Source organism: Agromyces humi (assembly GCF_009720255.1).
Classification (GTDB): domain Bacteria; phylum Actinomycetota; class Actinomycetes; order Actinomycetales; family Microbacteriaceae; genus Agromyces; species Agromyces humi.
The window spans coordinates 1-22,406 of record NZ_WJSP02000004.1 but is presented as its reverse complement, the minus strand read 5'-3'; the positions used below and the strand labels follow the sequence as shown (position 1 = coordinate 22,406).

16 protein-coding genes are annotated in these 22,406 nt (G+C 68.6%); 6 read left to right on the top strand and 10 right to left on the bottom strand.

All coding sequences use genetic code 11. The features are described from left to right. Nucleotides 1-148 precede the first annotated feature (148 nt). The gene (locus GH736_RS00900) at nucleotides 149-2,839 is read right to left on the bottom strand and encodes an outer membrane protein assembly factor BamB family protein (protein ID WP_159599364.1); all 2,691 of its coding nucleotides are present in this window, start codon (nucleotides 2,837-2,839) and stop codon (nucleotides 149-151) included. A 322-nt stretch (nucleotides 2,840-3,161) separates the two neighbouring features. Between GH736_RS00900 and GH736_RS00895 the strand changes: the two genes are divergently transcribed. The 6 genes from GH736_RS00895 to GH736_RS00870 all read left to right on the top strand — a co-directional run bounded on the left by GH736_RS00895 (nucleotide 3,162) and on the right by GH736_RS00870 (nucleotide 11,649). After that, entirely contained in the window at nucleotides 3,162-4,613 is a 1,452-nt protein-coding gene (locus GH736_RS00895; RefSeq protein WP_159599362.1) for an aldehyde dehydrogenase family protein, read from the top strand. Then, entirely contained in the window at nucleotides 4,610-5,494 is an 885-nt protein-coding gene (locus GH736_RS00890) for a citryl-CoA lyase (protein WP_235933784.1), read from the top strand. Before GH736_RS00895 ends, GH736_RS00890 begins: the two co-directional genes overlap by 4 nt. Nucleotides 5,495-5,505: 11 nt before the next feature. Then, nucleotides 5,506-7,269 carry a thiamine pyrophosphate-binding protein gene (locus GH736_RS00885; protein ID WP_159599360.1) on the top strand — a complete coding sequence of 588 codons (1,764 nt, stop codon included), beginning with the start codon at nucleotides 5,506-5,508 and terminating at the stop codon, nucleotides 7,267-7,269. A gap of 49 nt (nucleotides 7,270-7,318) precedes the next feature. Further along, nucleotides 7,319-10,039, top strand: coding sequence for a TIM barrel protein (locus GH736_RS00880; protein ID WP_159599358.1), 2,721 nt, complete (start codon nucleotides 7,319-7,321; stop codon nucleotides 10,037-10,039). Nucleotides 10,040-10,104: 65 nt separating this feature from the next. After that, on the top strand, nucleotides 10,105-10,710 hold the full coding sequence (locus tag GH736_RS00875) for a helix-turn-helix domain-containing protein (protein ID WP_159599356.1): 606 nt from the start codon (nucleotides 10,105-10,107) through the stop codon (nucleotides 10,708-10,710). A gap of 63 nt (nucleotides 10,711-10,773) precedes the next feature. After that, a complete protein-coding gene (locus GH736_RS00870; protein ID WP_159599424.1) occupies nucleotides 10,774-11,649 on the top strand; it encodes an EamA family transporter in 876 nt (291 codons plus the stop codon). A gap of 73 nt (nucleotides 11,650-11,722) precedes the next feature. Here the strand turns inward: GH736_RS00870 and GH736_RS00865 are convergent, their stop codons facing one another. The 9 genes from GH736_RS00865 to GH736_RS00825 all read right to left on the bottom strand — a co-directional run bounded on the left by GH736_RS00865 (nucleotide 11,723) and on the right by GH736_RS00825 (nucleotide 22,186). After that, nucleotides 11,723-12,772 (bottom strand): LacI family DNA-binding transcriptional regulator, encoded by a 1,050-nt coding sequence (locus tag GH736_RS00865; protein WP_159599354.1) that lies wholly within the window; start codon nucleotides 12,770-12,772, stop codon nucleotides 11,723-11,725. A gap of 45 nt (nucleotides 12,773-12,817) precedes the next feature. Then, a complete protein-coding gene (locus GH736_RS00860; RefSeq protein ID WP_159599352.1) occupies nucleotides 12,818-13,855 on the bottom strand; it encodes an ABC transporter permease in 1,038 nt (345 codons plus the stop codon). Next, on the bottom strand, nucleotides 13,852-14,919 hold the full coding sequence (locus GH736_RS00855; RefSeq protein ID WP_159599350.1) for an ABC transporter permease: 1,068 nt from the start codon (nucleotides 14,917-14,919) through the stop codon (nucleotides 13,852-13,854). Before GH736_RS00855 ends, GH736_RS00860 begins: the two co-directional genes overlap by 4 nt. Then, complete coding sequence (locus tag GH736_RS00850) at nucleotides 14,919-16,484, bottom strand: sugar ABC transporter ATP-binding protein (RefSeq protein WP_159599348.1); 1,566 nt, start codon at nucleotides 16,482-16,484, stop codon at nucleotides 14,919-14,921. Before GH736_RS00850 ends, GH736_RS00855 begins: the two co-directional genes overlap by 1 nt. A gap of 117 nt (nucleotides 16,485-16,601) precedes the next feature. Then, nucleotides 16,602-17,597 carry an ABC transporter substrate-binding protein gene (locus tag GH736_RS00845; RefSeq protein ID WP_159599346.1) on the bottom strand — a complete coding sequence of 332 codons (996 nt, stop codon included), beginning with the start codon at nucleotides 17,595-17,597 and terminating at the stop codon, nucleotides 16,602-16,604. A 269-nt stretch (nucleotides 17,598-17,866) separates the two neighbouring features. Beyond that, nucleotides 17,867-19,402: a sugar ABC transporter ATP-binding protein gene (locus GH736_RS00840; protein WP_159599344.1), complete on the bottom strand. Its 1,536-nt coding sequence runs from the start codon at nucleotides 19,400-19,402 to the stop codon at nucleotides 17,867-17,869. A 157-nt stretch (nucleotides 19,403-19,559) separates the two neighbouring features. After that, entirely contained in the window at nucleotides 19,560-20,579 is a 1,020-nt protein-coding gene (locus GH736_RS00835; RefSeq protein ID WP_159599341.1) for a LacI family DNA-binding transcriptional regulator, read from the bottom strand. A gap of 195 nt (nucleotides 20,580-20,774) precedes the next feature. Continuing rightward, nucleotides 20,775-21,101, bottom strand: a complete 327-nt coding sequence (locus GH736_RS00830; RefSeq protein ID WP_159599339.1) for an LPXTG cell wall anchor domain-containing protein — start codon at nucleotides 21,099-21,101, stop codon at nucleotides 20,775-20,777. Continuing rightward, nucleotides 21,098-22,186 (bottom strand): WxL protein peptidoglycan domain-containing protein, encoded by a 1,089-nt coding sequence (locus tag GH736_RS00825; protein WP_159599337.1) that lies wholly within the window; start codon nucleotides 22,184-22,186, stop codon nucleotides 21,098-21,100. The genes GH736_RS00830 and GH736_RS00825 overlap by 4 nt, the downstream gene beginning before the upstream one ends. Nucleotides 22,187-22,406: the final 220 nt, after the last annotated feature.

The window sequence follows — 22,406 nt, the reverse complement described above, 5'->3', positions numbered from 1 at the left end:
CGTGCTCACGCACATCGCTGCCCCTGTGACTCTGGTCTGCCGTCCGGCATGTGCAAAGTCGAGTCTCGCCGAATGGGACACGGCCCGCACAGACCGATCCGTCTCCATCGAAGACGACGGAGACGGATCGGTGTCGTGTCGGAATCGGCTACTTGCGGATGGTCACCGTCGCGCTCGACGAGAGTTGTTCCTGCACGCCTTGGGTGTTGAGGACGTTGGCCCTCAGGGTCAACGTCACCTCGCCGGTCGGCACGTTGTTGTCGACGTCGGCGGCCTCGAACTGGACGATGATCCGGTTCTTGTTCGCCGTCACCTTCGCGGCCGGGATGGGAGCCGGCGAGAGCGGAGCAAGCAGGACGGCACCGCTTTCGTATTCGTATCCCGATGGCAGTTCGAAGTGAGCCGAGATCGTTCCGTTCACCCCGGTGAAGAGCCCGGTTCCCGAACCGAGATCGAGCCGGGCCGGCGTGAACCTCAGCGCCCCCGGCTGATCCTGCGGCTCGAGGTACACCTCGATCTTGCCGGTCGGCCGCGGATCGGTGCAGTCGTTGAAGAAGTACTCGCCGGCACGGTCGAACGTGTGCTGGTACGTCTCTCCCGGCTGCAGCTCGACGTCGAACTCACCCTCGAAGAACTGCGTCGCGCAATGCGGCTTCAGGTTCGGGAAGTTCGGGAACGTCTCCGCCCCGGGGTTCCGGAACGTCACCGTCGTGCCGACGGGCACGCGCAGGTGCGTGGGCTGCATCCCGTTCTGGGACACACTGTCTCGCGCCGCGGCGGTGTCGGCAGTGCGGCTGGTCCGTGCGAGGAGCACCGTGTTGCCGACCGTCTCACCGGCGACGGCCGCACCGCCCACCGGCCGACGGATCGACAGTGGTGCCGTGTCGGGTCCCTCCTGGCTTCCCGACTCGGTCGTATAGGTCCCGCCGAGCTTGAAGGCCCAGAGCGAGTCGCCCTGCGTGACGGATGCCCCGTACGGATTGGTCGATCCGGCGGCGAACACGGCGACGTACTGCTCGCCGTCGACCTCGTAGGTGACCGGCGCCGATGCGATGCCGGAGCCCGTCTGGAAGCTCCAGAGCACGCTGCCGTCAGCGGCATCCATCGCCAGGACCTCGCCATCGATCTGTCCGACGAAGAGCAGGTCGGATGCCGTCGTCAGCGGTCCTTGGCCGTGCGACATGTCCGTGCCGAGGTGGTTGCGCCACGCGACCTCGCCGGTCGACGCGTCGTAGGCCAGGATGCCACCGGTCTGGTACTGCCCGATGGCACGCAGGCCGTTGGAGGCTGCGCCGTCAAAGTGCGCGACCGGGTTCGTGCCGTACGGGAAGTAGACCAGGTTCGTGCTCTGGCTGTAGGAGTTGTTCGACCAGTCGCCGCCGCCGTTCTGACTCGTCGTCGACAGGATCGGCGCTTGGAACTGCGGGTCGTACAGGCAGCCCTCGCGGTGTCCCGACGAACCCGCAGGATAGTTGAGGAACGGCTCGTCGACCGAGACGTAGCTGTCGGGGTTGAACACGAGATTCCCCTCGGCATCCGCCTGGTACCCGTTGTAGTTCGGCACACCGCGCCAGGGGTTTCCCGGGACGTTGTCAGCGTCGAGTTTCTCCCACACGACGCAGTCCGGCATGAGCCGCGTCTCCGGCATGGGCTGCGTCGCTGCGTTGTGCTGGCGCGAGTCCGTGATCACGGGCTTCTCGGTCACGGGCAGCACGGGCTTGCCGTTGGTGCGGTCGATGACGAACTGGTGGCCTGACTTGCTGCCGTAGAAGGCGACCTTTCGCTCCTCACCGTCGACCGTGATGTCGGCGAGCGTCGGCGGGTGCACGTTGTCCATGTCCCACACATCGTGGTGGATGGACTGGTAGTGCCACTTGAACGTGCCGGTCCGTGCGTCGACGGCGACCATCGTGTCCGAGAACAGGTTGTCGCCGGGGCGCCCCGAGGCGTTCTGCGACGACGTGCAGCTGCGCGCGTTGCCGAAGGTCATGATGTAGTAGCCCAGTTCGGGGTCGACGGCGCCGTGCATCCACGACGTCGCACCGCCCTCTTCCGCGCAGTCTGTGCCGTCGGCCTGCACGGGGCCCCAGGTCGCCGACGCGTCGAAGGTCGCGCCGTCCAGGCCCGTGAAGAGCTCGCCGCGCTTCGGTCCGCCGAAGAAGTGCCAGAGGTAGTGGCCGTCGCTCGCGTCCAGCGCGACGACCGCACCGCGGTCGCCGTCCGCAGCGTGGGCGTACACGACCCCGTCGGAGTACACGGTCGCGACCTTGCCGACGCGGCCGAGGTCTTCGCCGTTGGGCCCGGTGGGCTGCACCGCCCACACCTCAGCGCCTGTCGCCTGGTCGAGCGCGACCACGCGGTTGCCGCCGGCCAGGGTGAAGATCTTCCCGTCGCCCGCCGAGACGCCGCGCCGAGTGCCCGAGGTTCCGTAGGCGGGCTTGTCCCACTTCCAGATGGCGTCCCCCGTCACGCCGTCGACGGCGATGACGCCGCCGCTCGGCGTATCGAGGTAGATGACGCCGCCGACGACGATCGGCGTCGTCTGCTGTCCGACGTTGGTCGACGCGGGCGCGACGGCCGACAGGTGCGTCCGCCAGGCCGGTGCGAGATCCTTCAGGTTCTGCTTGGTGATATCCGTCAGACCCGAATAGTGCTGATTGCCGAGGTTGCCGCCGACGGTCGGCATGTCGGCGCCGGTCGGCTCGAGGCCCGTCAGCCCCGCGGGCGGGGCCGGTTCTGCGGAACCCGCAAGTCCGTACGCGGGGGACGCGGCCACCGCGAACACCATCAGTGCCCCGATTCCCGCGACCCCCAACCTCGTGGTCAGTCGTTTGCGCATCCGTTGACTCCTTGATCGTCGTTGATCCGGCGACGGATGAGCTCTCGCCCTTCCGACGTCGCCCTGGGGTGCCGCCCGGCTCCTCCGACCTCGGGATCGGTGAATCCGCGGGTCGGTGAATCCGGCTGGCGCTCGGACGCTAACCCCGAGGGCATGGGCGGGCAACCGCATGACCCATCGAGTGGTACAACTGCCGCCGTCGGCAGCCGCGGATCTGGATGGCCGGAGCCCCGTTTCTGCCCAATGGGACACGCTTTGTCGACGACGACGGCGTGTGCCTACCATGCGGCAATCGGCACAAATGCCCATGGACGGAGTTGTCATGGCCGCTTCAACACCCAAGTCCCTCTCCCCTGAGCAGGAGCAGGAACTCGATGACGTCTTCGCCCGAGCGCAGGCCGCGCTCGCGATCATCGAGACCTATGACCAGGCTCGCGTCGACCGCCTGATCCAGGCCGTCGCGTGGGCGGTCGCGAACCGCTCCGCATTCCATCGGCTGGTGGGGATGGGAATCGAGGAGTCCGGCCTCGGCGACTTCGACAGCCGCATGAACAAGCGGATGAAGATCCGCGGCGTCCTTCGGGATGCGCTGCGCAGTCCCTCGGTGGGGATCATCGAGGAGGATCCCGAGAAGGGGCTCGTCAAGTACGGGAAGCCGGTCGGGATCATCGGATGCGTCGTCCCGACGACGAACCCCGACCTGACCCCTGCCGGCAACGCCATCTACGCGATCAAGGCCCGCGACGTCGTGGTGTTCTCGCCGCATCCGCGGTCGAAGCACACGACCTTCGAGACCGTCCGGCTCATGCGCGAGGCGCTGGAGGCGGAGGGCGCGCCCGCCGACATCCTGCAGTGCATCACGCTGCCGAGCCTGGCGGCGTCGCAGGAGATCATGCGGCGATCCGACCTCGTGATCGCCACGGGCGGTCAGGGCCTCGTCCGAGCGGCCTACAGCTCGGGAACGCCCGCCTACGGAGTGGGGGCGGGCAATGCGACCGAGTTCGTCGATGAGACCGCCGACCTGAAGGAGACGGCACGCAACTGCATGCTGTCCAAGACGTCGGACTTCGGCTCGGGCTGTTCGGCGGACGGGAACGTCCTGGTGCCCGCGGGGCGGTATCGGGAGATGCTCGATGCGCTCCAGGCCGAAGGCGGATACCTCGCGACGTCGGATGAGCGAGCGGCGCTGCAGTCGGTGATCTGGGACGAGGAAGGGCACCGGCTGCCAGACACCGTGGCGGTGTCGCCGCAGGCGCTCGCGAGGGCCGCCGGATTCGACATCCCAGCGGACCGCAGGTTCATCCTGGTCGAGGGCGACGGCATCGGCGACGACCGCCAGTTCTGCAAGGAGAAGTTGACCACCCTGATGGCGGTCCACGCCTACGAGGGCAGCTTCGAGGACGGCGTCGAGCTCGCGAAGCGGCTCTACGACATCGGCGGCAAGGGCCACTCGTGCGGCATCGCCTCCACCGACGATGCGCACATCGACTACTTCGCCCGCCACATGCCGGTCTCGCGGATCATGGTCCGCCAGCCGAACTCGAAGGCGAACGCGGGATCGTTCACGAACGGGATGCCCATGACCTCGTCCATGGGGTGCGGCACCTGGGGCGGCAACATCACCTCCGAGAACGTCTCCCTCCGTCACTACCTGAACACGACGTGGGTCGCGCGCACCATCGCCGAGGACCGGCCATCCGACGAGGAGCTGTTCGGGGACTTCTACGACGAAGCGCTCGAGTCGTCGGACGCGACACTGGCGGCGGCCCCGTGACCGCACCGGGGAACGACGGTGCCGAGCGCGAGCCGGTGACCGGAACGTCGCCGGAAGCCCTCGTCGACGAAGCACGCCGCTGGTGGCGAACGGACATCATCGACATCAGCCCCGGGGAGATCGCACTGCGCGGCTATCCCATCCAGGAGCTCATCGGCAACGTCGGATTCGTCGACACCATCTGGCTCATGCTGCGCGGCGAACTGCCCTCGCGCGCTCAGGCCGCCCTCTTCGAGACGGCACTCGTGGCATCCGTCGACCACGGACCGCAGGCGCCGTCGATCGCGATCGCCCGGATGGCGACGACCTGCGGTGTGCCCGTCAACGGCGCGATGGCGTCGGCGATCAACGTGCTCGACGACGTCCATGGCGGTCCGGGCCAGCAGTGCATGGAGTTGTACCTCGAGGTCGACGCCGAGCTCGAACGATCGGACGACCTCGAGGAGGCGGTCCGGCTCGTCCTGCAACGGCACCGCGATGCGGGCGTCCGCTATTTCCCCGGATTCGGCCATCGATTCCATCCGCTCGATCCACGCTCGCCTCGCCTGCTGGCGCTCGTCGACGCGGCGGCGGCGGAGGGGGTGGTGAGCGGCCGCTTCGCGGCGATCGGCCGCGCGGTCGAGCACGCGATCAACGAGGGCAGGCCCAAGCCCATTCCCATGAACGTCGACGGAGTGACGGCCGTCATCTACTGCGAGCTCGGGTTCAGCCCTGAGCTCGGGCGCGGTGTCTTCATCCTCGCGCGCTCGGTGGGCATCCTCGCCCACACCGTCGAGCAGATGACGCAGGGTGGCCGCATCAAGGGTCCGATGCCGAAGTCCATCGGATACACCTACTCGGGTCCGGCTCGCCGATCGGTCCCGCACGAAGGCGACGAGTGAAGGAGAACGCCATGAAGGACCTGGTTTCCAACCAGATCGTTCGATACCTGGAGGCACGCGAGGTCGAGCACGTCTTCGGGCTGTGCGGACACACGAACATCGCGCTGCTCGCAGCCCTCGAGAAGAGCGAGCGCATCTCCTTCGTGAACGTGCGCCACGAGCAGATCGCCGCCCACGCCGCCGACGGCTACGCACGGGTGGCCAAGCGGGCGGGAGTCGTGCTGACGCACCTCGGCCCGGGCCTGACGAATGCCACGACCGGGGTGGCCAACGCCGCACTCGACTCGATCCCGATGGTCGTCATCGCCGGCGACGTGCCCACCCACTACTTCGGGAAGCATCCGCACCAAGAGATCAATCTCCACGCCGACGCGGCGCAGTACGAGATCTACCGGCCGTTCGTCAAGCGTGCATGGCGGGTCGACCAGCCCCACCTCATCGCCGAGGTGCTGGACAAGGCATTCACCCTCGCGGAGAGCGGCCGACCCGGTCCCGTCCTCGTCGACGTGCCCATGGACGTGTTCTCCGCGGAGATCGACGTCGCGCTGTTCGACAAGGTGGTCGGGAACACCCGTTCGCTGGTGAGGCCCAGCCTCGATGAAGCGGTGGCCGAGCGGATCGTGCAGCACCTCCTGGATGCCGACCGGCCCGTGCTGTACGTCGGTGGCGGCATCGTCGCTGCCGACGCGGCATCCGAGCTCGCCGAATTCGCCTCGCTGCTGTCGCTCCCCATCGCGCACAGCCTCATGGGCAAGGGCGCGATGCCCGACGACAGCGCCCTGGTCCTTGGCATGACGGGATTCTGGGGAACGGCGTTCACCAACGAGACGACGCGAACGGCCGACTGGATCCTCGCACTGGGCACCCGGTTCGCGGAAGCCGACTCGAGCTCGTGGTACCCCGAGTACACCTTCGACGTGCCCACGACGAAGCTCATGCAGATCGACGTCGATCCTGCCGAGCTCGGACGCAACTACCCGCTGGAGATCGGCGCGCTGGCCGACCTCAAGTCCGCGCTGGCCGTGCTCGTCCGTGTCGCGCGCCGCCTCGCCCCGGCAGGCGTGCGGCGCGACGAGCTGCTGGCGCAGATCGCCGTGAGTCGCGCGACGGTGAAGCTCCAGAATGCGGCTGCCCAGGCCTCCGACGCCTGGCCGATGCGACCCGAACGGATCCTCTCCGAGACTCGGGAGGTGCTGCCGGCCGACGCGATCATCACCACGGACGTGGGCTGGAACAAGAACGGCGTCGGCCAGCAGTTCGACATCCTCACTCCCGGCACGTTCCTCACGCCGGGCGGATTCGCGACCATGGGCTTCGGGGCGCCCGCCGCCGTCGGGGCCAAGATCGCCCGCCCGGATCGCGTCGTCGTCTCCCTCGTGGGCGACGGCGGCTTCGGACAGAACCCGGCGGTGCTCGCCACCGCTCGGGAGGAGAACGTTCCCGTCGTCTGGGTCGTCATGAACAACAACGCCTTCGGCACCATCGCAGGGCTCGAGAAGGCCGCGTTCGACACCACCTACGGGACGGTCTTCGGCAACGCGGACGATCCGATGTACACGAACTTCGCCGCGATCGCGGAAGCCTACGGGGTCACCGGCATCAAGGTCGACTCCGCTGCGGAGTTCAAGCCGGCCCTCGAGCGTGCGATCGCGCTCGGCAGTCCGGTCGTGATCGACGTGTCCATGGTGAATGTGCCGACGCCGACCACGGGCCACTGGAACATCCTCGACATCTACTCGCCCGATGCGGCGATCGAACACGTCGCGACGCACTGAGCACCGCGGTCACCAGCCCGAAATCGCTCGCACGTGAGGAGGTTCACTCATGAACGTCGTCCCCGGTGCGCAGAACGTCATCATCTCGACCGTGTGCCTGTCGGGCACGCTCGAAGACAAGTTGCGCGCCGCGGCGGCGGCCGGATTCGCCGGGGTGGAGATGCTCGAGTACGACCTCGTCATGTCGCCGTGGTCGCCCGCCCGAATGGCCGAGGAGGCTGCGAGCCTCGGCCTGTCGGTCGACGTGTACCAGCCGTTCCACGTCGAGACGGTTCCGCCCGACCTCTTCGTCGCCGGCCTGCGTCACGCCGAGCGGAAGTTCGACCTGCTGTCCGAACTCGGCGCGCGCGTCCTCGTGTGCTGCTCGTCGAGAACCGCGAGCGGACTCGACGACGACGATCTCACGGCGGAGCAGCTGAACCTCCTGGCTGACCGGGCCGAGCAGCGCGGACTCCGGCTCGCGTACGAGGCCGTGCCCTGGGGACGTGTCCGCACCTTCCAGGATGCCTGGCGCATCGTCGAACGTGTCGATCACCCCGCGCTGGGGATGTGCCTCGACAGCTTCCACGTCCTGTCCGTCGACAACGATCCCACCGCCATCGCCCGGGTGGCCCGCGAGAAGGTGTTCCACGTCCAGCTCGCGGATGCGCCCCGATTGAACATGGATGTTCGAGAGTGGAGCCTCCACTACCGGATGTTCCCGGGACAGGGCTCGCTCGACATCGCTGGATTCCTCAGCCGGGTCCTGACCATGGGGTACACCGGCCCGATCGCGCTCGAAGTGTTCAACGATGTCTACCAGCAGGAGGATCCCAGGCACGCCGCCACCGACGCGATGCGCTCCATGCTCACGCTTGCCGAGGCGGCCGCCGCCCGCGGCACGGGAGACGCATCCCAGTTGTTCCCTCACGGCCACCTGACACCGGCTCCGCGGCTGGAGGGCTTCGCGTTCGCCGAGCTCGCCGTGGACGAGGTATCCGCCCCCCTCGTCTCGCGCGCCCTCGCCGCACTCGGGTTCGCGCACGCCGGGCAGCATCGCTCCAAGCCGGTGGAACTGTGGGAGCAGGGCCGCGCTCGGGTCCTGCTGAATCTCGCCCCCGACCGCTCGGTCGCTCCGGCCACCGCATCGATCAGCGCGCTCGCCGTCGAGAGCACGGACCCGACCGCCTCGATCCGACGGGCTGAGCGGCTGCTGGCAGCGAAGCTCGCGCGACGCCGCGGCCCCGACGAGACCGACTTGGACTCCGTGGCCACCCCCGACGGCACGGCGCTGTTCTTCTGCAACTCCGATGGCGAGCGTGCGTGGCTCGACGACTTCAGTCCGACCGGTGCAACGGACGACGCCTCCCCCATGCTCGGGGGAATCGATCATGTGTCCATCACCGAGTCGGTCGACGACTTCGATCAATCCGCCCTGTTCTTCCACGCTGTCCTCGGCCTCGAGCCGGGCGCCTCTGCGGAGATCACTGCTCCCTTCGGACTCATCCGCAGTTGGTCGGCACGAGATCCGAGTGGACGCGTGCGCATCATGCTGAGTACGACCCCGCTGCGGCGCGGCGATTGGGCGCCCGGCGTCTCGAGTCCGCAACTCGTCGCCTTCGCCACCGACGACGCGATCGAGTGCGCGAGGATCATGCGCGAGCGCGGAGCACCGATCCTCGAGATGCCAGGCAACTACTATGACGACCTCGGTACCCGCCTGTCCCTGCCGACCGAGTTCGTCGACCGCCTTCGCGAGCACTCGATCCTCTACGACCGGGACGAGCGCGGGGAGTTCCTGCACTTCTTCACGGAGATGCTGGGCTCGCGCGTCTTCTTCGAGGTGGTCCAGCGCGTCAACGGCTATGCGGGTTTCGGTGATCCCCACAGTGTTCCGTTGCGCATGGCCGCGCATCGTCGGCAGCGGTTGCGCATGCTGGCGAGTGCACCGACCGAGGCGGCATCCGAAGACCGGCACGACTACTCGCTCGCTCACCTGACCGCGCTGAGCCTGTCGCCTCCTGAACTGGTGGACGCCGCTGCCGCCGCCGGCTACCGCTATGTGGGCGTGCGGATGACCAAGGTCACGGCGCAGGAACCCCACTACCCGCTGGCATACGACCCGGCGTTGATGCGGGCCACGAAGACGCACCTCGCGGCGACCGGCATCGAAGTGCTCGATATCGAGCTCGCGCGCTTCACGTCGGGAGACAGTCCGCGCGACTACCTGCGCTTCCTGGAGGCGGGCGCCGAGCTCGGAGCCCGTCACGTCATCACGCAGCTGCCGGATGCGGACTTCTCACGCAAGACCGATCGGTTCGCCGAGCTGTGCCAGTTGGCGTTGCCGCTCGGGCTGACCATCGACCTCGAGTTCCCGTCATGGACGGAGACCCCGAACCTGACCGAGGCCACGCGAGTCCTCCGGGCGGCCGACCAACCCAACGCAGGAATGCTCATCGACCTCCTGCACTTCGCCCGGTCGGGATCCAGCGTGGACGACCTGCGGATGCTTCCACCCGAATGGTTCCACTACGCCCACGTGTGCGACGCGCCTGGGGAGATTCCCACGACCACCGCGGGACTGATCCACACGGCACGCTTCGAGCGTCTCTTCCCGGGTGAAGGCGAGATCGACATGCTCGGCATCCTGGCGGCCCTGCCTGCAGGCCTTCCGTTCGCGCTGGAGATACCGCGCGCGATGCTCGTGGCGCAGGTGGGCGCGAAGGAGCACGCCCGTCTCGCGATCAGCGCCGCCCGCCGTCACCTCGACGCGGCTCACGTGGTGGTGTGACGAAGCGAATGGGTCGCCCGGCGTCCGCGTAGAGGACTGCACGATCAGTGCAGTATGCTGCACTGATGGGATTGGATGCAGAAGCATTGGCGGGCGTGATCGGGTCCCGGGTGCGACACGAGCGCATCGATCGGGGCTGGACGCTCGACCGCCTCGCCGAGGTGGCGGGGGTCAGCCGCCGGATGGTCGTCAGCGTCGAGCAGGGAACCGTCAACCCGAGCATCGGCACCCTCCTGCGGCTGAGCGATGCCCTGGGCGTCGGACTCCCCGCGCTCGTCGAGCCCCCGCATCGTGCACGGACGAAGGTCACTCGCGCCGGCGGAGGGGCCGTCCTGTGGCGCGGCGACACCGGCGGGCGCGGGGTCCTCGTCGCCGGCACCGAACCACCCGACGTGCTGGAACTCTGGGACTGGACGCTCGCGCCCGGCGAGACGCATGCGAGCGAGGCGCACTCGGAGCGCACCCGCGAGCTGCTGCACGTCCACGAAGGCACGCTCGCCATCGCCCTGGCCGGCGAAACGTTCACCCTCTCGGTCGGCGATGCGCTGAGCTTCGTCGGTGACGAGGCGCACTCCTACGCGAACCCGGCTGACGTGCCCACCCGCTTCTCGCTCGCCGTGTACGAGCCGGGCGTCGGATCCGCGCACCGGAAGGACGGCATCGATGGGTGAATCGTCCTCGATCGGAGCATCGTGAGCCGGTTCAGCGTGGCGAACAGCGTGCCGGCCTGGTCGATGGCCGTCGCCGCGATGCTGCTGATCCAGCTGTGCAATGCGCTGTCCGTCGGGCTCATCGCGGAGGTCGGCGCGGCGGGCACCGCGTGGCTTCGGCTCAGCATGGGCGCGCTCGTCCTGATCCTGATCGCTCGGCCGCCGCTGCGCTCGATCCGTCGAGCGGATGTCCCTGCGCTCGTCGGATTGGGTGTCGCCAGCGGCCTCATGACCACGGCGTTCCTCTCGGCGATCGACCGCATCCCGTTGGGGACCGCGGTCGCGATCGAGTTCCTCGGGCCGCTGACGGTCGCGGCGATCCTCAGCCGCAGCCGCCGCATGATGGTGTGGCCCGTGCTCGCGCTCGCGGGCGTGGTGCTGCTCACCGAGCCCTGGCGCGGTGAGATGGACCTGATCGGGGTGGGCTTCGCCGCGCTGGCCGGACTCGGCTGGGGCGTCTACATCGTCTTGACCCAGCGCGTGGGCGATCGCTTCGCCGGCATCAGCGGCCTGTCGATGACGATTCCGATCGCCGCGATCGTCACGGCCTTCATCGGGGTTCCGCAATCGTTCGGACACCTCGACTGGCGGGTCCTGCTGTTCGCGCTCGTGCTCGCACTGCTCGCCCCCGTGCTCGCGTTCGGGCTCGAGATGCTCGCCCTGCGCCGGATGACGCACACCGCGTTCGGAACGCTCATGGCGCTCGAACCGGCGTTCGGCGTGGTCCTCGGCCTGCTGGTGCTGCACCAGCTGCCGTCGGTGCTGCAGGTCGCCGGCATCCTTCTCGTCGTGCTGGCCGGTGCCGGCGCGCAACGCGGCGGTGCGCGGGTTCCTGAGTCACCGACCACGCCCGGGCCCGTGCCCTCGCCCGACACGTCCCCGTCACGGCTGCTGCCGTGACCCGAACCACCGTCTCCGATCCCCATGCCCCCGCCTTCCGGGTTCCGCGCGAGTGGAGACCGAGCCGGTCGCGTCATCTCGAGAGGTGCGACCGCGGCGCAGCGGTGCTCCCGCGCTCGACGAGGCGCGTCGGCCTTCGTGCGATTTCACCGTGCCGTCGCTCCCCCAGTTCGGCCAGGACGGCGTCGAACGCCTCCCGTCCGAGCGCCTCGAGGTCGCGTCGGACGGTGGTCAGCGGCGGCGTGTAGTACTCGGCGTCGGGGGCATCGTCGAATCCCACGACGCTGACGTCGGCGGGGATGTCCATGCCGCTCTCGCGGAACGCCCGCATGAGCCCCAGCGCCATCTGGTCGTTCGCGGCGAACACCGCGGTCAGCGACGGATCCGTCGCCAGCAGGTGCCGCGCTGCGGCGTACCCGCCGGCTGCGGTCCAGTCCCCCGCGATCGGTGCCGGCGCCTCGAGCCCGTGCTCCGAGAGCGCCGAGCGCCACGCACGCGTACGCTCCGTGCCGTCCAGGGAGCGCGGCGGCCCCGACACGTGCCTGATGTGGCGATGTCCGAGGCCGATGAGGTGCTCGACGGCGGCCTTCGCCGCGCGGAACTGGTCGGGATCCGCGGATCCGCCGGGACCGGCGACATCGGGGCCCACGGCGACCACCGGCACGCCGACCTCGCCGCCCGCGATGGTGGCGACCGTCTCACGAGTGGACGCGACGATGCCGATCGCGGCGACGTTCCGCCGCACGAAGAGGTCGACGGCCTCCCGCACCTGCCTGGAGTCGGACTCGCGAATCTGCGCGGCGAGCACCGCGTAGCCGGCCCGCGCGGCCGCCTCGGTGAAGTGCAGGGCCATGCTGGCGGGGGCGTGCCACGGAGGGCCCTCGACGATCAGGCCCACGGAGAGCGACCGCTTCGTCGCCAGCGCGCGGGCCGCCTCGGACGGCACGTACCGCAGCTGCGCGATCGCCAGTTCGACCCTGGCCCGAGTGGCGGGTCGCACGTTGGGCAGCCGGTTCAGCACCCTGGAGACCGTCTGGTGCGACACGCCCGCCAACCGTGCGACATCCATGATCGTGGAGGTCGGCCGGATGTCACCATGGCGCGTCTGCCGATCCTGCGACACGTGGACCCCCTCGAGACCCAGGACCTGGCGTGCCTCGCGCCGCGCCTATTCGCGCCGTCGTGCGAGCACGAGCCGCTGGAGCAGGACGAAGACGAGGAGGATGCACCCGGTGATGATGGTGGTCGCCTCGGGCGGGATGCCGCCGTCGCGGGTGATCAGCACGTTCATCAGGCCGAGCACGAGGGCGCCGACGACGGAACCGAGCACGAACCCGACGCCGCCGGTCAGCAGCGTGCCGCCGATCACGGTCGCGGCGATCGCATCGAGCTCCCAGCCGATGCCGGTGATGTTCTGGGCGCTTCCGAGGCGCGCGGTGTAGACGACCGCGGCCAGACCCGCGAGGGTGCCGCTGATGACGTAGACCCACAGCTTCGTGCGGGGAACCGGAAGTCCCATGAGGCCGGCGGACTGCTCGGAGCCGCCGATCGCGTAGACCGTGCGACCCATCCGCGTGCGATGCAGCACGAAGAAGGCGATGCCGACCACGATGACGGCGATGATGACGCCAGGGGTGATCACGAGGTCGTTCACCTTCGGGCCGTCGATGAGCTTGAAGTTCGTGGCCAGGAGACGCACCGGTGAGTCATCCGCCAATCGCTCCGGAACGGTGCTCAGCATCGCTGCGAGCCCGCGTCCCAGGAACATCATGGCGAGCGTGGCGATGAACGGCTGCACGTTGAAGTACTGGATGAGGATGCCGGATGTCACGCCGAACGCCGACCCGATGAGCACCATGAGGCCCATCACGAGCCACGGATCCCATCCGGCATTGATCAGCAGGACGCCCGACACGCTGCTGAACGCGATGATCGCCCCGACCGAGAGGTCGATCCCGCCGGTGAGGATCACGAAGGTCATGCCCGCGGCGAGGATGATCAGGTGCGCGTTGTTGATGAGCAGGTTCGACAGCGTGTTCGCCTGCAGGATCCGGCCGTAGGCGACCTCGCCGTAGATGATCATCGCGACGAAGATGACGATGGCGGCCAGGGTGGGCAGCAGGTCCACGTGGAGCTTGAGCCAGTTCCGGATGCCGCGGCTCTCCGCGCGCACGGGTGCGTGCTGGCGCATGGTCGTGGTGCTCATGCGGGGATGACCTCTTTCTGAGGAGTGTGCGGCCGGCTGGCGCGGCGCTGGCGGAAGACCTGGCGGACCCGCTCGGACTGGAGGAGGCAGAGGACGACGATCACGATCGCCTTGAACGCCGGCGTGGCGGATGACGAGACGCCGAGGAACACGACCGTCTTGTCGAGGGTCGCGATCAGCAGGGCGCCCACGACGGCGCCGGTGATGTTGAACTTGCCACCGGCGAGGGACGTTCCGCCGATGACGACGGCGAGGATGGCGTCCAGTTCGAGTTGGTATCCGGTTCGCGAGACGTCCACCGTCATGACGCTCGCCGTCCCGAAGACCCCGGCGATGCCCGCCAGGACGGCACTGAAGATGTACACCGTGAACAGGAGGCCGCGTCGGTTCACGCCGGCCAGGCGGGCGGCCTTGGGGTCCATGCCGATCGCCTCGATCATGAGCCCGAGCGCACTCCGCCGCACCAGCACGCCGACGGCGATCACCACGAGGAGCGCGAGGATGAAGACGACCGGGATCCCGAAGACGTACCCGTTGGCGAGCCATCGGAAGGAGTCGTTCGTCGCGGCCGTGTTCTGGCCGCCCGTGATCACCTTCGCGAGCCCGCGTCCGGCGAGCATGATGAAGAGGGTGCTGATGAAGGGCTGCAGCCCCACGACGGCGACGAGCACGCCGTTCACGGTGCCGAGGACGGCACTGATCAGCACCGCGAGGCCGAACGCGAGGAACGCGTCGCCCACGGATCCCGACGCGCTGTGCAGGAACTCCATGGAGACCGCTCCCGAGACGACCATGACGGAGCCGACGCTGAGGTCGATGCCTCCGGTGGCGACCACCAGGCACATGCCGACCGCGATCAGCATGATCGGTGCCGCGGCGCGCAGGATGTCGATGAGGTTGCCGACCAGGTTGCCCGTCGTCGGACTGACGCTGATCGACAGGTAGGTCGGATCCTTCAGGACGTTGATCAGCAGGAGCACCACGATGGCGACGATGCCCCAGAAGTACTGGCGTCGAGCCAGCTCGGCGAACCAGCGCCCGATGCTCGGTGTGGTGTCGCTCATCATGCGATCTCCTTGACGTCGTCGTCAGCGGCGGAAGTGTCGGTCATGCCTTCCTCGGCGATGGTGGTGATGATGGAGTCGGCCGTGACCGATGGCCCGTTCGCGACCTCGGCGATCTTCCGGTGGTCCTTCAGGACCACGATGCGGTCGCTGAGCCGGACCACCTCTTCGAGTTCCGAGGAGATGAAGACGATGGAGACCCCTTCATCGGCGAGGGCGATGACCCGTTCCTGGATCTCGGCCTTCGCGCCGACGTCGATCCCCCTCGTGGGCTCATCCAGGATCAGGATCTCGGGCTTCGTGGCGAGCCACCGGCCGAGGAGCACCTTCTGCTGGTTCCCGCCCGAGAGGTTCTTGATCGCCCGGTCGGGATCAGCCGGCCTGACGTTCAGGTCGACCAGGTACCTGCTGACCAACGCGTCCTTCTCCTTCCGTGGGATGGGACGCGCCCACCCACGCTTGGCCTGGACGCCGAGGATGAGGTTCTCGCGAACACTGAGGTCGCGGATGATCCCCTCGTCACGTCGGTTCTCGCTCGAGAACGCGATCCGCTGGGACAGTGCGGATGCCGGCGAGTTGATGTCGACCCGCTTGCCGCGGAGTTCGACCGACCCGGTCTCGATGCGATCGGCGCCGTAGATGAGCCGCGCGAGCTCGGTGCGGCCCGACCCGAGCAGGCCCGCGAAACCGACGATCTCGCCGCGGTGGAGGTCGAGGTCGAGCTGCTCGATCGCACCCCGCCTGCTGATCCCGGTGGCCCGGTAGATGGGAGCGTCCGTGTGACGGTGATCGCGCACGGCGTTCTCGGAGTCCAGCGACTCGAGCACGACGAGGTCCTTGCCGATCATCTTCGAGATCAGCGAGCTGCGGTCCAGTTCGGGGGTGAGGTATTCGCCCTCGAACCTCCCGTTGCGGAGCACGGTCAGGCGATCGCTGATCGCGTAGACCTGGTCGAGGAAGTGCGAGACGAAGAGGATCGCGACGTCCTGGTCTCGGAGGCGCCGCATGACGGTGAAGAGCTGTTCCACCTCGTTGGCGTCGAGGCTCGAGGTCGGCTCATCGAGGATCAGCACCTTCGACCGCGACACCATCGATCGGCTGATCGCGACGAGTTGCTGGAGGGCCAGGGACAGCGACGAGAGCGGTGCCCGCGGATTCAGCCGGCCGAGTCCGAGCTTCTCGAGCACCTCGGAGGCGGCCCGGTGCGTCGCCCGCCAGTTGATGCCGAGCGGTCCGCGGACCTCGTGCCCGAGCATGACGTTCTCGCCGATCGTCAGGTTCGAGCACAGGTTCACCTCCTGGTACACCGTCGAGATGCCGGCATCCTGCGCGTCCGACGTGCCGTTCAGCCGGGTGGGCGCGCCCGAGACGAAGATCTCGCCGGCGTCGATCCGGTAGACACCGGTGAGGGCTTTGATCAAGGTCGACTTGCCGGCCCCGTTCTCTCCCATGAGGGTGTGCACCTCACCGGGGAAGAGCCTGAAGTTGACCCCGTCGAGCGCTTTCACGCCGGGGAACGAGATGGAGATGTCGCTCATCTCGACGATCGGCAGCGACTCTGTCATCGCATTGCTCCCAGTGTTCGTCCGCGATCCGCGGATCGCTGTGGATTGGAGGATGCGAGGCCCGCCCATCGGGCGAGCCCCGCATCAGGAGCGCCGAGGTGGCACCTCGGCGTCGGCTCAGAACTTCCGGTCGGGAAGCGCCTCAGCGGCGGCCTCGGGCGAGTCGAAGGTCTCGCTCGGGACGATGATGTACGAGTCGACGGACTCGCCGTCCAAGACCTTGTTGACCACGTCGAGGGCGGTCTCGCCGAACAGCGGGTTGTACTCGGCGACGAAGCTCAGCTTGTTGTCGGCGAGCGCCTCGAGCGCAGCCTTGGTGCCGTCGATGGTGGCGATCTTGACGTCGACCCCGGGAACCAGGCCGGCTTCCTCGACCGCCTGGATGGCGCCGAGGCCCATCTCGTCGTTCTGGGCGAAGACCACCTGGATGTCGTTGTTGTTGGACTTGAGGACGGTCTCGAAGACGCTCTTCGCCTCTTCGGTCGACCAGTTGGCGGTCTGGGCGCCGACCTTCACGAAGCTGGGCTCCGAACCGATGACCTCGTCCCACCCTTCGTTGCGCTCGTTCACGACCGACACACCGGCCGGCCCCTCGAGGACGAAGTAGTTCGCGCCGTCGGGGAAGGCGCCGACCGCCCAGTCGGCGACACCCTGGCTGACCTCGTTGTTGTCGGGGGCGATGCGGGTGACGTAGAGGTCGGTGTCGTCGGGCTCGATGCCGCGGTCGATGAGGATGACCGGGATCTCGGCCTCCTGCGCACGCTCCAGCGAGTCCTCCCAACCGGAGCCTTCCGTGGCAGAGAGCAGGATCACGTCGACGCCCTCGTCGACGAACGACGTGAACGCGTCGATCTGCGACTTCTGGTCGAGGTTCGTCGCCGGCGCGTACTTGAGGTCGAAGCCGGCCTCCTTGGTGAAGGTGTCCTGGATGTTGGCCTCGTTCGCCTCACGCCAGGCGCCCTCGGGCCCCACGGCGACGAACCCCACGGTGGTCAGCTCGTCGTCGCCGCCACCCGCGGCCGAAGCTCCGCCCGAGCAGCCGGCCAGGCCGAACGCGAGTGCGCCCGCTGCGGCCAGACCCAGGACCTGGGTGAATCGCCTCGTTGCAGACATGTGATCTCCTCCTCGAGATACCGGGTTTCCGGGCATTCCGGATGCCCCATGGCCGTATCGGCCGAATGTGATGGATTGCAGCAGCACCGCTCATGCGTGCCTTGCCGGAATGTTACCGGGAACATTTCAACGAGCGCAACCATCGAAGTCATAATGCGGTTGGCGGCCGCGTCGAAGGTGTTACCGATCACATGATCGAGGACCCGCTCGGACTCGCGGCCTTCGCGCGGAGCGGCCGAGGTCGGCCTCGCCGGCCGGCGCGCGGGCGGTCACTCCGATGGCTCGTGGTCGGCGGCGATGAGCTCGACGATCGTGTCGACGGTCACCCCCGGGCCGTTGGTGATCTCGCCGATCTTCTCGCGGTCCTTCAGCACGACGATGCGATCACTCAATCTCACGACCTCCTCCAGCTCGGAGGAGATGAAGACCACGGCCACCCCGTCGCGCGCCAGTTGGGCCACGCGCCGCTGGATGTCCAGCTTGGCGGCGATGTCGACACCGCGCGTCGGCTCGTCGAGGATCAGCACCCTGGGGCGTGTCGCGAGCCAGCGCGCCAGCAGGACCTTCTGCTGGGCGCCGCCCGACAGGTACCGGACGGGAGTGTCGGGAGCGGCGGGCCGGATCCCGAGACCCTCGATGTACGAATCGACGAGGTCGTCCCGCTCTTCGCGGGTGATCGGCCGCGCCCAGCCTCGCAGCGCTTGGAGGGCGAGCACGATGTTGTCACGGACGCTCAGGTCCTCGATGACGCCCTCGACGCGACGGTTCTCGCTCGACATCGCGACACGGTGGCGGAGCCCCGCCCGTGGCGTGGCGATGGTGCTCCGCCGGCCGTCGATCCAGAGCGCGCCGGAATCGGCTCGTTCCGCTCCGCTCATGAGGTACGCGAGCTCGGTGCGACCGGAACCGCGCAGGCCGGCCAGCCCCACGATCTCACCTCGATGCAACGTCAGGTCGATCGGCTCCATCTGGCCGCGGCGCGCGAGCGAGGCAGCGCGGTACACCTCACCGCCAAGCGGCTCGTGGAGGTGCGACTGACGCTGGGAACCGAGCGCCTGCAAGCCGGCGATGTCCTTGCCGATCATCTTCGAGATCAGGTCGGCGCGATCCAGCCGCTTCGTGAGGTATTCGCCTTCTCGGCGCCCGTTGCGGAGCACGGTCATGCGGTCGCTGATCGCATAGACCTGCTCGAGGAAGTGCGAGATGAAGACGATCGCGACTCCGCGGTCGCGCAGGCGCCGGACGACGGCGAAGAGCCGGTCCACTTCGTCGGGCTCGAGACTCGAGGTGGGCTCGTCGAGCACCAGCACGCGCGGCGCGCCGACCATCGCCCGGGCGATCGCGACGAGTTGCTGGATCGCCGGAGGAAGCACGGACAGCCGAACGCGCGGGTCGAGGTCATCGAGCCCCAGCTGGCCGAGCATGTCGGCAGCACGTCGTCGCGTCGCGGTCCAGTTGATGCCGAAGCGTCGCCTGGTCTCGTTGCCGAGCATGACGTTCTCGGCGACGCTGAGGTTGGGAACCAGATGACTGTCCTGGTAGACCGGGGCGATTCCCGCCGCCGCACTCTCGACGGGCGTCGTCAGCCTCCGGACCACCCCGTCGATCCGGATCTCGCCGCGCTCGAGTTGGTACGCACCCGTCAGCGCCTTCACCAGCGTCGACTTCCCAGCACCGTTCTCACCCATGATCGCGTGGACCTCACCGGGGAAGAGCCGCAGGTCCACGTCGTCCAGCGCCAGCACACCGGGGAACGCGACCGTGATGCCGGTCATCTCGACCACGGGGGCAGGTGCGGGAGTCATCGTCGAATCCATCGTCGGTTGGCGCGTGGGACCCAGGAGGTTGATCGATAGACCTCCTGTCGCATTCAGCCTAGGCGACGGTGCGCCGAACGGCACCCAGATGACGGCCCCGGCCTCGAAGGCCCGGCCGGTCGTCGTCGGCGGGAGCCCGGCGTCGTCAGCGTCGGCGGGGCGGCGCGGTGGAATCGCGCACCTTGAGCTCCACCGCGATCTTCGTGCGCTGCGGGATCTCCTGGCCCTCGACCGCTGCGCGCAGGACATCGACCGCCTTGACGCCGAGGGCGTGGAAGTCCTGCCGGACCGTGGTCAGGGGCGGGAGGAAGTGCCGTGAGACCGGCAGGTCGTCGAACCCGACGATGCTGATGTCGTCGGGCACGGAGAAGCCCGCCTCGTGGAATCCGTGGATGAGTCCGAGGGCCATGTCGTCGTTCGCCGCGAACACCGCCGTGTAGTCGGGAAGACGGCTGACGCCCCGCGCGAAGTCGTAGCCGAAGTCGGCCGACCAGTCGCCCACGACGATCGGCCGCTCACGGATGCCCCACGCCTTCACCCGGCTGTGGAAGGCTCGTTCGCGCGCGCGGGCGTCGAGCCAGTCGAGCGGCCCGGCGACGTGGAGGATGTCGCGGTGGCCGAGCTCGGCCAGGTGGTCGACGGCGAGCGTTGCCCCGAACTGCTGGTCGACGGAGACGGTGAGGAAGGTCGGATCGCTGTCCGCCTTGATCACGAGGACGGGGACCCCGATCGTGATCTTCCGCAGGGCCGAGACGGAGGACGACCGTGGAGCGACCACGCAGATGGCGTCGACCCCCTGGGCGGTGAGGTGGTCGACGGCGTCCTGCGGACTCATCGAGTCATCGTCGCGCATGGCCACCGAGCTCACCGAGTACCCGGCCTCGCGCGCGGCGAACTCGACGGCCCGCAGCGTGCTGGTGGGTCCGTACTCGACCGCACTCTCGATGACCACGCCGATGCGCTTGGTGCGCTGCGTGGCGAGTGCTCGCGCCGTGAGGTTCGGACGGTAGTTGAGCTCCTCGATCACCTCGAGCACCCGCCGCCGCGTGGATTCCCGGATGTTCGGGTAGTCGTTGAGCACGCGTGACACGGTCATGTGCGACACGCCGGCGATCGAGGCGACCTGCCGGATGTTGGGTTTCTCCGGGCCTGCGTTCGCGGTCACTCACACTCCGCTCATCGCGACGAATCCGTCGCAGGACCTATACGACCGGGTACCGCGCGCTCGGTGGGGTCTCCAGCGTTCCCGGTGCTGCTGTGCAGACGTGCCAAGCATACCGATCGACGTACCCCACGGCCGGGATCATGCACAGTGGCCGTGGAACGCGTCGGAATCCCTCCCGGGGACGAGCGCCGACGCTCATGTCCGCTCCGGTCCGGCGGAACGGGTCCGCCGGGCGCCGACCGCGAGGAGCACCCCCGCCATGACCGTCCCGGTCCCGAGCAGGGCGAGCGCCTGGGATGCGACACCGGTCGACGGCAGCATGGCGCCCGGCTCGTCGACGCATGCGGCCGGGGACGCGCATGCGGGCGCGATCCGCACGATGACGTCGACCTGGTTGCCGTCGGCCTCGCCGGCCCACGCGGGCGATCCGGTCGAGGTCATCAGGAGCAGCCCCACGGCGGCGACGCCGTGCAGCAGGAACCGCCGCGCGCTCGATCTGCTGCGCTCGGGAATCCGAGTCACGCGTCGCCCGCACCGGCGATGCTGTTCGCGAACGCCTCGCGTCGGCCCGCTTCCTGGGCCTCCTGCACGAGACGCTCGATCTCGCGGGCACGACGGCGTCGGCCCCAGAAGAGCCCACCGATGATGAGCGCGACCGCCGCGAGGATGATCAGGTGCGGCCAGGGCATCGTCCACACGAAGACGTCGCGGGTGATGGGTGCCATCGGGGTGGTCCCGCCGTCGGGCCCGACGACCGCGGGTCGCAACTCGATCGGCACCACCGCGAAGCCGAGCGGCCAGATCTCCGGGACCTCGACGGCCACCGCCCTGCGGTCCCCGGGAAGGAGCTGCACGGGCTGGGCAGCCTCCCCGCCCGAGGGCTCGGGCGGCATCCGGCCGTCCGAGCCGGCGGAGACGGGAACGTCGAGCCGGACGTTGCCGGCGTTCTCGAGCGTGGCGCTGACCTGGATGGCGCCGGGCGCGAAGGGGTTCCACGAAAGGTCGTAGCCCGCCTCGATCGCCGCCACGTCCAAGGCGGGCTGCAGTTCGCCGGTCACTCGGGTCATCACCCGGAACCCGACCCTGCTCTCCACGCCGAGACGTGTGCCGGCCTCCGACGAGTCGACCGAGAAGACGGCCGCGGCGATTCCCGCCGCATGGTCTCCCGGAGTGGCGTTCTTCGGCACCTCGACCGTGAACGGGAGGATGCGCGTGCCGCCGGGCGGCACCGTGACCTGCTCGGCGACGTCGATCCAGGTCCCGGCATCCTTCGATTCCTGATCCGAGGGCAGCATGTTGAATCGGCCGGTCGAGGTGAGGTACCCGTCTGCGGCAGCGAGTGTGAAGGTGATCTCCTCGACGCCGAGATTGCGCACCGCGAGATGCTCGGTGGCGGTCTCTCCCGGGTCGAGTTCCAGCTCGACCCACGCCCGGCCGTCGGGACCGTTCTCGTCTGCCGGGCTCGCCGCCCACGTGACCGTCGGCTCGTCGTCGGCGACCGCCGCTCCGGCTCCTGCCAGCTGCAGCGCCACCACCACGAGGGCGGCGATCGTCGCCGCCCCTCGTCGTGCTCCCACGCGCATGCCGCGCTCAGGACTCGTTCCCATGCTCCTGCTCTCCTGTCGACGAGGTCTGCTCCCGCTCCGCAACGGGGCGGATGCCCGAGGGCGCGACCCGTGGGCCGCGCCCTCGGACCACCATCACTCGAAGAGTGAGAGGGTGATGGTGGCGGTGTAGTCGCCGGGGGCGACGGTGGCGGGCGTGCGCAGGAACAGGTCCGCGGTCGCGGTCCATGACCCCTCGGACGCGACCGCCTCGGAATCGAAC